Genomic DNA, 11,350 nt, shown 5'->3' with positions numbered 1-11,350 from the left:
GCTACCGCAAGTTCGACTATGAGTACATGGCCCTGGTCCACAAGGACAAAGAAGTGCCGAAGCTGCCGATTGTGGATCTGTGCGCCGATGAGGTGACGCTGCCGGTGCAAGGGATACAGGCAGAAGTGCCGACCCAGCAATCATTGATCAAGCCCGCGTGGCAACGCTGGAACGACTAGACGGGTTCATGCCGAGGTCGTTTTTCGCCTTAGGGATGGCGAGGGCGAGCCTTACGACATTCTGTCCTGGCGCGATGATTTCGACGGGCCGACGCCAATAGCGTGGGATCCCGGTCGATGAACGTAAGATCGAAGATTATCGAACACTGGTCGCGCTGGATCGATGACGTGGCGGTTGGCATGAGCCGCACGTACCTGAGACTTCGGCGGCCGCACGCCATCGAACTGCGAGAACAGGCGGACGGTTCGTTTCTTGCGGCCGAGTTGCGCCGCGGCGACGCGACGCCGTTGGGCGAGGCCCCGCTCAGGCTTGATCAGGGCGCTATCACTGGTCCCGGCCGCGAGTTTCTCGTTCGAAGCCAGGTCAATGTCGTGCTCTCCCCCTCGCGCTTTGTGTTCAGAAGTCTCGAACTGCCACGCGGCGCCGAGCAGTTCCTTGAAGGCGTCGTCAGGTCCCAGATCGACCGACTGACGCCTTGGATCGCCGCGGAGGCCGCCTTTGGATGGGGCCCGCCCTCGGACGCCGGCCCTGAACGGATTGCTGTCACAGTCGCTGCGACGGATCGCGCGCTGATCGAGCCGTTCGTCAGCGCGGTCGTCGCCAGCCGCGCGGGCTCTGTGCAAGTGTCCACGCGGGCCGAGGAGGCGTCGACAGCCATTCCGGTCTGGTTCCATCGCGCGGATCAGGGCGCCGACCAGCGGCTGCGACGACGCCTTGCAATCGGATTTGGCGTCGCCGCTCTGGGAATCCTTGTCTGCTTCGGGACGTGGCTCGTCGCCGGCGAATATTTTGAAGCCCGCGAAAAAGCGCTTCAGGACCAAATCGCCCAGCGCCGCGCGGAACTCATGCAGCAAACGGGATCGGCGTTCGATCAGGCCATCCAGTCGCTTCAAGCACGCAAGCGCGCGACTGCCTCTGCTGTGCTGGTCATCGAGGAGTTGTCGAAGGCGCTGCCGGACGAAGCCCACCTGACCGAGTTGCGTATCGAGGACGGAAACGTCCAGATCGTCGGCCTGGCCCACGACTCACCGGCGCTGATCCGACTTATCGAACAGTCGGGCCGATTCTCCCACGCGACGTTCTTCGCCCCGACGATCCAGGCGCCGAACGGGAGCGAAACGTTTCACATTGAGGCTCATCCGGCGCCGCCATTCGCAACGAGCGATGAAAATTGATGCAAACCAAGGGACAATCAGCGACATTCCGCCAAAGGCTGGCCATGGCCGTCTACCTCGGCGCCGTTGCTGCTTTCCTTGTCGGATCGTTGGGGCTGATCGACGACCTGAAGACCAGGAGCGGTCGCGTCGCACAAGCCTCCTTGCGGCTTGATCAATTGTCCAGACGCTCGCCTCGGCTCCCGTCTCGCACGCCGGACGAAGCGGGGCAGTCGCTTTTTCTGAACGGACGCACCATGACGATCGCGGCAGCCACATTGGAGCAGCGCATCAAGGACACGGTAGAAAAGTCAGGCGGCGCCCTCACATCCTCACAGGTCGAACCGGACGGCCCAGACGCCAAAGACGGATTCGTGAGGTTGACGGCCAGTATTGAGGTGGATCAATCGGGGCTTCAGACGATCCTTTATGAAATCGAGGCTGGAACCCCTTATCTGTTCGTCGACAAGCTCTCAATCCAGTCACCGGAGGACTTCGGCGAGCCTGAGACCAGCCATTTCCGAATGACGCTCGCCGTCGTGGGTCAGTGGCGGGCCTTTGAGTGATAGGTTTCATGCTGTTGGCGAACCGCAGCCGCATCGCCAAAGCATCCCGCCAATCCCAAGGCGGGCTCATGGGTTCGGAGCGGTCGTCGGGCTGGAAACGGCCGCATCCCCCGGTCGAGGGAGATTGAGCCTTACCGTAACGCCGTCCTTCTCTGCGATCGCCGATCGCGCTGAGACTGTCGTTATCCGCCACCCAAGCGCCTCATCGCCCTCGCGGGTCGCCGACACGGTCCGCGTCAGCTTGTTGAACAGAACCGCCACTGGATGTTCTGGCCCGGTAATTGTTCCCATCAGAGTCAGAGGCGGTCCCTCGAGTTCGGAGGATACGGGCGCTTGTGCTTGCGCTTGGGGAGGCGGCGGCGGCGCGCTCTGGGCGGGGATTGCCGCCGCTGACGCCGGAGGACGACGCGTCGCGGAAAATAGCGGCCGTTCCCTCGTGGCCGACAGCGACTCCAGGGGAATGTTGCGGAACGGATTGTCTACGCCGCCTGAACCCTTGCCGTTCGCAACGATAGAGTCTCCCTCAGCCGCCCTATCGATTTCGATTTCCTGAGAATTTCCCTCAAGAGCCGCCATAGCGTGCGGTGATGCGCTCAGGCCATCGGACGCGGCAATCGTGAGGAATAGGGCGCCCGCGGGCAGAATTTGTCTAACGTCCATGGGTCCGCCGAACACATTTGCAGCAATACGAGCGTGGACACCAAGACGATCCCCTGTCAAGCCGGCTGAGCATATCCGAAACGGCGTGGTCGCTTGGCTGAGACGCCCGAGGTGACCGGCTGAGGCGCGATCGCCAAGGGCTCGGTGAGTCGATGGTGGTTGTCGCGATAAGCGAAGGCGCTGACCAGGGGATTGCCGAGCGCATCGGTGAGCGCCACGATTTTGGTGGTCATCCCGCCCTTCGAACGACCGATGGCGGCGATCACTCGGTCGAGAACTGGTCCTCGGCGAGCCGATCGAATTCGCGCAAATGCCGGCCGGTCGCCTCCGGTTCCTCGCCGGGCAACACTTGGCGCGTCAGCGTGCAAGATGTCATGAACCTCGTTCTTGATCCGCGCACGATGGCGAGCGACCTGATAGCGGCCCGCGGTCAACCGGCGCTTGCAACCGGTCCCTGCGTCAGGGTCCAGATCTCCGGCAGAAACCCGGCCGCGAACAGGTTCGCCAGCATCCAGGCGTGCGTACCTCCGCGGCTGGCCCCTGATGCGGCGTCCATCGGGCGCCGCTTTCTTGCGGCTGCTGAATCCGAAATCCAACAAATCGCGAAGCGGAAAAAGATGTGTATATGCTTGAGGTCGACGACCGCGTCTACGAGGGGGCGCAACCTTCAGAACGCGCAGCGCAGAACCGCGGCGAGCGCCGCCACGTCGGGAATGTCGGCCGGGCGCGCGGCGACGAAGCGCGCGCCCGAGAGCCGGTTCGCGGCCGAAATCGCGGCTTGACTGCGACGGGCTCGTATGGCCCTTGCGTTCAGCCTGTTCAATGTCCGGGGGGCCCAGCTCATGAAGATTCGGATCGCCGTTGCGGCGGGAACGCTCAGTTTGGCACTGGCGTCGCCGGCCGCGGCCTCGCCGCGCGAATACAGCCGCGGCTACTACGATTGTCTCGCGGGCCGATACGACCAGGATGAGGACAGCCACGCCTACAGGCAAGGCTGCCGCGCGGCCCAGCGCGAGCAGGAGCGCGGACCGGACAGCGAGCGCCCCCCCGGCCCCGGGTGGGAGTCCGACAGCGGCGAACCCGGTGGCGAACACCCGCCGGGCCCGCCTTGGGGCCCCAACGGCGCCGGACCCGGCTGGGGACCCAGCGGCGGCGGACCGGCGGGGGTCCCCAACGCCGCCCGGCCGGCGGGGGTCCCCAACGTCCGGGGCATGGCGCCTGCGCAGGTCCTGACCGCCATGGCCTCCTACGGATACCGGAACGTCGGCACCACGGTGGTCGGCGGCGCGATCTTCGGCATCTACTTCAATCCTGCGACCCGCGAATGCGTGCAGGTCGCCAACGCCAACGGCCGAGCCGTCGACGCCCTCGAGATCGGATCGAATCCGCGCTGTCGATAATCCTGTAGCCGCGATCGCCGATCGCGGCCGACTCGTTCGACGACCGCACCGAAGAGAGCGCCCTTCGACCGCCGGTCAGCCCCGCGCGAGCGGAGCCGCAGACCCTCGCGCTATGCGCCTCCCGATTCAGCGTCGCACGCGGCTTTGGCTCGTTTGGCTCCTCGTCGTCTTCGGCGCGCTGAACGTGTTCGGATCCGCGCTCGAAGCCTGGCGGCGCCCCGGCGACGCCGGGCCGACCGACTGGAAGGCGCTGCGCCAACGGCAGACTCCTTTCGAACGGGTGATGACGACGTTGCGCGACGACGGCGACGTCGAGCGCTATTTCGCCTACGCCGAGGCGACCTTCGGCCGGCCCTACCCGGCCGACTTCGTGCGGGCCGCCGGCAAGGCGGGGCCGGAAGGGCCGCCCGACCCGAGCCGCATCGCGACCCCGGACCGCCCGCTCGTCCCGTGGCGCGATTTCGCCGTGGAATACCCGCCAGGCATGATGGCCGCCGCGCTGCTGCCGGCGTTGCTCACGCACGACGAGGAGACTTATGTCCGCCTGTTCGCGCTCGACATGGAGGCGGCGCTGACGCTCGCGGTCTGGCTCGCCGTCCGGACCGCCGAGCGCATGCGGCCCGGCGCCGGCGAGGCGGCGCTCGCCCACGCGATTTTGCTCACGCTCTCCCTCGGCATGATCGCCGTACGTCAATACGACCCTTGGGTGGCGCTGGCGATCGCCGCCGCCATTTCCGCGCTCGCGGCGCGCCGCCCCGCCGCCAGCGGAGCCGCGCTCGGCCTCGCCGTCGCGCTGAAGGGCGTCCCGATCCTGCTCGCGCCGATTTTTGTGATGGTTGCGCTGAGGCTGAATGAGAAAGGGTCGCGCCCTATGACCCTCACCCGTCGGCCTTCGGCCGCCGCCCTCTCCCTTGGGGAGACGGGCGCAGCGGCGCCGTCCATCCCTTCCCCCTCACGGCGAAGGTGGCGCGAAGCGCCGGATGAGGGCGTGCGCCACCCCCTCGCCCGCTGGCTCGCCGGCTTCGCCGCGGCGGTCGCGCTTGCCGGCCTCGCCTACGTCCTGATCGCCGGCCCGCACGCCCTCGACGCCTTCGCCTACCACGGCACGCGCCCGATCCAGATCGAAACGATCTACAGCGGTCTGCTCATCCTCGCGCGGAGCTTCGATCCGTCTTTCATGAGCGAGGCCTTCGCCTACGGCTCGATGAACGCGGTCTCGCCGGCCGAACCGGCTCTGCGCGCGCTGTCGAGCCTGCTGCTCCTCGCCGGAATCGCCGCAAGCTGGGCTTTCGCATGGGCGCGCTTGCGCGACGCGCGCGACGAAGGCCAGCGCCTTCTTGCCGTCCTCCAGGCGAGCCTCGTCTGCCTCCTCGCCGTCATCACGCTCGGAAAAGTGTTCAGCCCGCAATACGGTGTCTGGCTCGTTCCGCTGGCCGCGGCCGCCGCGCCCTTCCCAAGTCGGTCGTCCGGAAGGACGCCCGTCTATCGACGGGCTATCGGGGCGGAGACTGGGCCGGCCTCACTCCGGCCAGAACGCGTCGTCGGCCGCCTGCTCGAATGGATAGGGCGCAGATTGCGGAAACGCGCTTTCGGAAAAACCCGTCTCTCGCGCCGCCCCGATGACGGCGAGCCGGTAGGCGCGGGTCAAGGCTTGGTCGAGATGCGCCCTGAGGCTCGGGTTGTCGTCGAGATGATCGCGCAGCCTTATGCGCTGCTCCCGGATCGCGGCGCTCCAGCTCGGGCTGCGAAACCCCGGCTGAAACTGCCACTTCAACAGATGCAGGAGCAGGACCGCCAGCCGGTTCACAAGCTCGCGCCTCTCCCCTCGCCCCAGGCTCTCGATCTCCTCGGCGATGTTGTCGATATCGGCCGCATCGAGCCGGCGGGTGCGCAGAAGCGCCGCCTGCTCCATCGCCCAGGCGTAAAAGTCGCTCTCGTAGACGTTGGACATTTTTCGCGCCCGAAAAGAGATGTTTCGAATTATGAGCCCGGAGCCCAGGCCGCGCAAACGATCGAGGCGGCGTAATCCGCGTCGGCGTGGCCGCACCTCCCGCCGCCCGGTAGACGGACCAGAGCGCTCAGGACGCGCCGTCGGAACCCCCGCCCCCCTTGTGGGGGCGGGAAGGGGTGGGGGGTCGCGCCGACCTATGAACGCTGGCCGAAAACGGGCCGACCCTCGACATTTTGGGCATCCTGACAACCGACAGGTCCCGTTTTTCCCTTTGCGCCTTTCGCCAAGCCTCCAATTTCAAAGGCCCGGCGCGACCCCCCACCCTAACCCGCCCCCACAAGGGGGGCGGGGACTGGCGCGGACTAAGTCGTCGCCCCGCCGTCGAGCCCATACCGCGCCCGCACCCCAGCCGCTTCGTCGCCCCGCCCGAGGGCGTCGAGCGTTAGGGCGAGCCCGCGAGCCGAATTTTTCGTCGAAGGGTGACCCGGGCCAAGCGCCTTCTCGAAGATCGCCAGCGCCCGCTCGCAGAGCGGCTGCGCGGCGGCAAGGTCGCCCTCACCGTGAAGCAGGCTGGCGAGGTTGTTGAGGCTCCTCGCGGTGTCGGGATGCTCGGGGCCGAGCGCCTTCTCGAAGATCGCCAGCGCCCGCTCATGGAGTGGCCGCGCGCCCGCGAGGTCGCCCTGAGCACGAAGCAAGAGCGCGAGGTTGTCGAGGCTCGTGGCGGTCCAGGGATGCTCGGGGCCGAGCGCCTTCTCGTAGATCGCCAGCGCCCGCGAGGTCGCCCTGAGCCTGAAGCAGGAGCGCGAGGTTGTTGAGGCTCGTCGCGGTCGAGCGATGCTCGGGGCCGAGCGCCTTCTCTTTGATCGCCAGCGCCCGCTCGGAGAGCGGCCGCGCGGCGGCAAGGTCACCTTGAGTGCGAAGCAGTGCGGCGAGGTTGTTGAGGTCCGTAGCGACCTCTGAATGCTCGGGGCCGTACGCGGCTTCGTCGATCTTAAGCGCCCGCTCGTACAGCGGCCGAGCGCCCGCGAGGTCGCCCTGAGCCCGGAGCAGATCGGCGAGGTTGTTGAGACGCGTCGCGGTCGAGGGATGCTCTGGGCCGAGCGCCTTCTCGCACATAGCGAGCGCGCGCTCGAACAGAGGCCGCGCCTCGGAATAGGCCCCAAGCGCGAGATACCGGTAAGTCGCAAGCCGATCGAGAAGATAGGATGCGGACGTTTCCGCGCCGCCGGGCACAGCCTCACTGCGAACCAGATCGAGTGCGAGCGCGTCGAGTCGCCGCGCCCGCGTCCAGACGCTCGGATCGTTGTCGACCGTCCGCGGATAGACCGCCACCATTGCGTTAACGAGAACGCGCCGCGCGCCCTCCAGGGCGTCCCCTTGCCGCCGCCCGGCAGCCGCCACGCGCACCAGCCGATGCAGTCGGATGGTCTCTGTCGTGACCGACGGATCGCGTTCGTCCGCGATCGTCTCGCGATCGACGAGGGCGAAGGCGCGCAGCGCCGCGACCGCCTCGTCCAATCCGTCGCCCGCGATCTCCGACGCGAACGGCTCGCCGAATTGCTGGCGAGCATCGGCGAACAGGAACAGCGGGATCAGTTCGGGCGCGAGCAGCGCGGCGTAGGCGACCAGCGGCTCGGCGGCGGGATGGAGTTTTGCGGCCTCCTCAATGGCGAGGGCGAAGGCTTTCGCGACCGTCAGACCGCCGTGATAGTCGGGCGAGGCGTCCTTGGTCGCGTCGAGCAGCGGCGCCGGCGCGTCCGCAAAGCGCCGCCGATACTCAGCGAGCGCAATCCCGAGCCGCTCGCAATAGGCCGCCGCCTGCTCGTGCGCGAGCGGCAGGCCGCCGAGCGCCTCCGACAGCGCCTTGGCCTCGGCGTGCTCTCGCGCGCGTCCGGTGCGGGCGACGAGATAATCGGCGCCGACCGCCTTCGGCCAAAGGGCAATTTCGACAGGCTCGGCGATCCCGCGCCAACTCGGCGCGTTCGACGTGGCGAGGACCCGCGCCGCGCCGCCGAGCGGCAGAAAAGGCCGTACGCTATTGGCGTCGATGGCATTGTCATAGACGAGGAGGACGCCTTCGCCTTCGTCCTTGAGCCGTTCGCGCACGGCCTCGAAGGCTTCCACCTCTTTCGCGTCCGCCGCGACCCAGCCGAGCCGGACGCCGAGCGCGACGAGATCGGCGCTCATGCCGTCCGCGGTCTGCGCCCTCACCCACCAGGTCGCGCGAAAGTCCGCGCGCCGCCGCTCGGCGTAGGCGGCGGCGAGCGTCGACTTGCCGACGCCGCGCAGCCCCTGCAGCGCCGCGATCGCCATCCGGCCCGCGCGCGGCGTCAGCGCCGCGTCGATCGCCGCGATCGCGTCGTCGCGGCCGAGGAAGTGCACGGGCACGCGGATTGGGATGTTCGAGAGCGCGGCCGCTTTACTCATGCCGCCTTCCGACGGGATGGTCGGCAAAGTCGGCGCCTGTTGCGGTTGAGCGGGCGGCTCGCTAGGCGGGACGCGACCGTCGAGGACCTCACGCAGCTTGACCAGCGACTGCACCACTTTTGTCCGGAGATCGTCGACAGACTTGAACTCCGCGTAGATGCGATCCTTCTTCGCCAGTTTGACAAAGGCCGTGAGCTTCTGTTTGGCGCCGCTTTCCTTGCCGACTTCCGCCATCGGGACTGGGTGATCGGGATGCATGATGAACATGCAGATCGGAATCCCGCGGGCGACCGCGCGGCGAAACTCGAGCTCGGTCAGCGACAGCCGATTCGGATTGCGGCTCTTGCACACGGGCCTCTGGCCGTACCGATAGCTGATCATTCCGACGTAAGCGTCCGCCTCGTTTACCTTGGCGAGTGAGGCGTCGATGAGATCCTGATCGGGGAGCGCCGCGTCGTCCTCCATCGCCAACGGCAACAGGCGCTGGGCGGGCATCGCATCCCGGACGGCGCGCCGATGGTCCGCGAGCTCCTTGTAGGTGCTCGACACCATGACGCGGTAGATTGTCTTTCTCTCCATCGTCGGTCCTGGCGCGACAGGCCGTTCGCCATGAAGCGACGAGTCTGCGATGGCGCATCATCGGCCCGGAGATTACCGCGCGCAACCGCCTTGCACTGGGGCCAGGGTTTCGGACTCGGGTTAAGGCGGATTTGCGCCGGTTGCCGCACCCACAATTGGAGGTGCCGTCATTGATGCTTGGCGTGGCGCTTCGCGCCGCAGCGGTCGGCGTCGAACCGCCACATCTCGTCTTCGGGCTGCGGCGCGACTGCCCCCTCGGTGCTGACGACAGACAAACATTCTCTTTTCTGAAATCCGGAATCGTGCTAGTGTTTGGCGATGGTCGAATCAAACTTCAGCGGAGCGCCGTGCGCTTTTCCAGATCGCCGCGTCCCAACGGATCAAGCGCGGGACTGCCGGCGAGAATGCGCGGCGCAAAGCGGGTTGGAAAACTCGCCGCAACTCTCTGGAAAGGCTCGATCCCAGGTTGAAAATGGCAGGCCGCCCGCGCTCGGCTAGCGCGGCTACGAAGGGCCCTGAGCGACCGCTTCTCGCGGACGCACTCGGGATCAGGCGCAACCTTTTGAAAACGTTGAAAACGGCAAGGGGACGACCCTTGCAGTGAGTTGGCGTGGATTTGGGTTCGACGCCCTTGTCGCTTGGGCCGCGCACCCTTTGCGCTTGGGCGCTTGACGCAGGCGGCGATAGCAGGTCCTCGGCAGCTTCTCGCGTCGCGGCGGACGGGCGCAAATCCGCGCCCTCCCCGACATCCACAGGCCCCTCCCCTCGACCCCCGGTCGCCCGCTTGCGACAATGGCGGCCATGGAATCGTCGATTCTCAAAGCCGTCGGCTTCGTCCACCTCCACGTCCATAGCGCCTTTTCCCTGCGCGAGGGCGCGCTCACGATCGAGACGCTCGCCAAGCTCGCCAAGGCCGACGCCATGCCGGCGCTCGCGATCACCGACACCAACAATTTGTTCGGCGCCCTCGAATTCTCGGAGAAGCTGGCGAAGACCGGCGTCCAGCCGATCGTCGGCGCCCAGGTCACGGTCGATTTCGGCGACGCGCCGTCGTCGTCCTCGCGCCTTGCCGAGCTTCGCGTCGCCCGCGCGCCCATCGTGTTCCTCGCCCAGTCCGAAGCCGGATACCGCCATCTCATGCGGCTCGTTTCGTCGCTGTGGCTCGACCCCAAGGAAGGCGACGAGGCGCACATCCCCTTCGACGCGCTCCTCGGCGCCGAAGGGCTGCTCGCGCTGACCGGCGGGCCCTCCGGCCCGATCGACCGCCCGCTTGGGGCTCACATGCCCGACCTCGCCGAGGCGCGGCTCGCGCGACTTCGCGAAGCTTTCGGCGACCGGCTTTACCTGGAGCTGCAGCGCCACGGCCTCGAGTCCGAGATCGCGGCCGAGCCGGCGCTGATCGACCTCGCCGACCGGTTCGGCCTGCCGCTGGTCGCAACCAACGAGCCCTATTTCGCCGCCGCGGCCGACTACGAGGCGCATGACGCCCTGCTGTGCATCGCCGAGGGCGCGCTGCTGTCGACCGCCGAGCGGCGGCGCCTCTCGCCCGAGCACCGGTTCAAGACCCGCGCCGAGATGGTCGAGCTGTTCGCCGACCTGCCCGAGGCGGTGGAGGCGAGCGTCGAGATCGCCATGCGCTGCGCCTACCGGCCGCTGACCCGCAAACCGATCTTGCCGCACTTCGCGCTTCCGGATGGAGAGGCCGTGGACGAGGAGCAGGAACTCCGGCGGCAGGCGCGCGAGGGGCTCGAGGCCCGGCTCGCCCATCACGGGCTCGCCCCCGGGCACACGCGCGAGGACTACGAGACGCGCCTCGCCTTCGAGCTCGACGTGATCGTGAAGATGAAGTTCCCCGGCTACTTTTTGATCGTCGCCGACTTCATCAAATGGGCCAAGGCGCAGGGCATCCCGGTCGGGCCCGGCCGCGGCTCCGGCGCGGGGTCGCTGGTCGCCTGGTCGCTCACCATCACCGACCTCGACCCGATGCGGTTCGCGCTCCTGTTCGAGCGCTTCTTGAACCCCGAGCGCGTGTCGATGCCGGACTTCGACATCGACTTCTGCCAGGAGCGGCGCGACGAGGTGATCGCCTACGTGCGCCACCGCTACGGCGCCGACCGGGTGGCGCAGATCATCACTTTCGGCTCGTTCCTCGCCCGCGGCGTGCTGCGCAACGTCGGCCGGGTGCTTGAGATGCCGCTCGGCCAGGTCGACAGGCTTGCCAAGCTCGTGCCGCAAAACCCGGCCCATCCGGTCACGCTGAAACAGGCGGTCGCGGACGAGGCGCGGCTCCAGGAGGCGGCCAAGGCCGACGAGCGGGTGGCCGCGATGCTCGCCATCGCAGAGCGACTCGAGGGGCTCTACTCAAACGCATCGACCCATGCGGCGGGCGTCGTCATCGCCGACCGGCCGCTGACCGAACTCGTGCCGCTTTAT

9 protein-coding genes and 1 pseudogene are annotated in these 11,350 nt (G+C 67.4%); 5 read left to right on the top strand and 5 right to left on the bottom strand.

What is annotated here, in order from left to right; genetic code table 11:
- Positions 1-296: 296 nt before the first annotated feature.
- Together ACLP25_RS09985 and gspM are read left to right on the top strand one after the other, a co-directional pair.
- Positions 297-1,355, top strand: a complete 1,059-nt coding sequence (locus ACLP25_RS09985; protein WP_442469042.1) for a PilN domain-containing protein — start codon at positions 297-299, stop codon at positions 1,353-1,355.
- Positions 1,355-1,900, top strand: coding sequence for a type II secretion system protein GspM (gene gspM / locus ACLP25_RS09980; RefSeq protein WP_442469045.1), 546 nt, complete (start codon positions 1,355-1,357; stop codon positions 1,898-1,900). Before ACLP25_RS09985 ends, gspM begins: the two co-directional genes overlap by 1 nt.
- A 716-nt stretch (positions 1,901-2,616) precedes the next feature.
- On the opposite strand, the gene ACLP25_RS09975 is transcribed toward gspM, so the two are convergent.
- Both ACLP25_RS09975 and ACLP25_RS09970 read right to left on the bottom strand, forming a co-directional pair.
- Entirely contained in the window at positions 2,617-2,793 is a 177-nt protein-coding gene (locus ACLP25_RS09975) for a hypothetical protein (RefSeq protein WP_442469041.1), read from the bottom strand.
- Positions 2,794-2,990: 197 nt separating this feature from the next.
- Positions 2,991-3,116, bottom strand: a complete 126-nt coding sequence (locus tag ACLP25_RS09970; RefSeq protein ID WP_442469040.1) for a hypothetical protein — start codon at positions 3,114-3,116, stop codon at positions 2,991-2,993.
- Between the two features lie 241 nt (positions 3,117-3,357).
- Between ACLP25_RS09970 and ACLP25_RS09965 the strand changes: the two genes are divergently transcribed.
- Both ACLP25_RS09965 and ACLP25_RS09960 read left to right on the top strand, forming a co-directional pair.
- Positions 3,358-3,960 carry a hypothetical protein gene (locus ACLP25_RS09965; RefSeq protein ID WP_442469039.1) on the top strand — a complete coding sequence of 201 codons (603 nt, stop codon included), beginning with the start codon at positions 3,358-3,360 and terminating at the stop codon, positions 3,958-3,960.
- A 112-nt stretch (positions 3,961-4,072) separates the two neighbouring features.
- Positions 4,073-4,783 (top strand): annotated as a pseudogene (locus ACLP25_RS09960) (glycosyltransferase 87 family protein); the annotation flags it as partial.
- Positions 4,784-5,479: 696 nt separating this feature from the next.
- Here the strand turns inward: ACLP25_RS09960 and ACLP25_RS09955 are convergent.
- The 3 genes from ACLP25_RS09955 to ACLP25_RS09945 all read right to left on the bottom strand — a co-directional run bounded on the left by ACLP25_RS09955 (position 5,480) and on the right by ACLP25_RS09945 (position 8,917).
- Positions 5,480-5,872 carry a DUF29 domain-containing protein gene (locus ACLP25_RS09955; protein WP_442469044.1) on the bottom strand — a complete coding sequence of 131 codons (393 nt, stop codon included), beginning with the start codon at positions 5,870-5,872 and terminating at the stop codon, positions 5,480-5,482.
- A 401-nt stretch (positions 5,873-6,273) separates the two neighbouring features.
- Positions 6,274-6,672 carry a tetratricopeptide repeat protein gene (locus ACLP25_RS09950; RefSeq protein ID WP_442469043.1) on the bottom strand — a complete coding sequence of 133 codons (399 nt, stop codon included), beginning with the start codon at positions 6,670-6,672 and terminating at the stop codon, positions 6,274-6,276.
- Entirely contained in the window at positions 6,560-8,917 is a 2,358-nt protein-coding gene (locus tag ACLP25_RS09945) for a tetratricopeptide repeat protein (protein WP_442469038.1), read from the bottom strand. The genes ACLP25_RS09950 and ACLP25_RS09945 overlap by 113 nt, the downstream gene beginning before the upstream one ends.
- Before the next feature lie 792 nt (positions 8,918-9,709).
- Here ACLP25_RS09945 and dnaE point away from each other — a divergent pair.
- Positions 9,710-11,350, top strand: a 1,641-nt coding sequence (dnaE, locus tag ACLP25_RS09940) for a DNA polymerase III subunit alpha (protein WP_442469037.1), incomplete at its 3' end; no start/stop codon positions are given.

Origin of the sequence: Roseiarcus sp. (assembly GCF_052145395.1) — a bacterium.
Taxonomy (GTDB): Bacteria; Pseudomonadota; Alphaproteobacteria; order Rhizobiales; family Beijerinckiaceae; genus Roseiarcus.
The sequence above is the reverse complement of the archived record's forward strand: the minus strand, read 5'-3'. Positions and strand labels throughout refer to the sequence as shown.

Bases quoted from the DNA above. Each gene is read 5' to 3' on its own strand.
- ACLP25_RS09985 (WP_442469042.1), top strand. From the start codon at position 297: ATGAACGTAAGATCGAAGATTATCGAACACTGGTCGCGCTGGATCGAT.
- gspM (WP_442469045.1), top strand. From the start codon at position 1,355: ATGCAAACCAAGGGACAATCAGCGACATTCCGCCAAAGGCTGGCCATG.
- ACLP25_RS09975 (WP_442469041.1), bottom strand. From the start codon at position 2,793: ATGACCACCAAAATCGTGGCGCTCACCGATGCGCTCGGCAATCCCCTG.
- ACLP25_RS09970 (WP_442469040.1), bottom strand. From the start codon at position 3,116: ATGGACGCCGCATCAGGGGCCAGCCGCGGAGGTACGCACGCCTGGATG.
- ACLP25_RS09965 (WP_442469039.1), top strand. From the start codon at position 3,358: ATGGCCCTTGCGTTCAGCCTGTTCAATGTCCGGGGGGCCCAGCTCATG.
- ACLP25_RS09955 (WP_442469044.1), bottom strand. From the start codon at position 5,872: ATGGAGCAGGCGGCGCTTCTGCGCACCCGCCGGCTCGATGCGGCCGAT.
- ACLP25_RS09945 (WP_442469038.1), bottom strand. From the start codon at position 8,917: ATGGAGAGAAAGACAATCTACCGCGTCATGGTGTCGAGCACCTACAAG.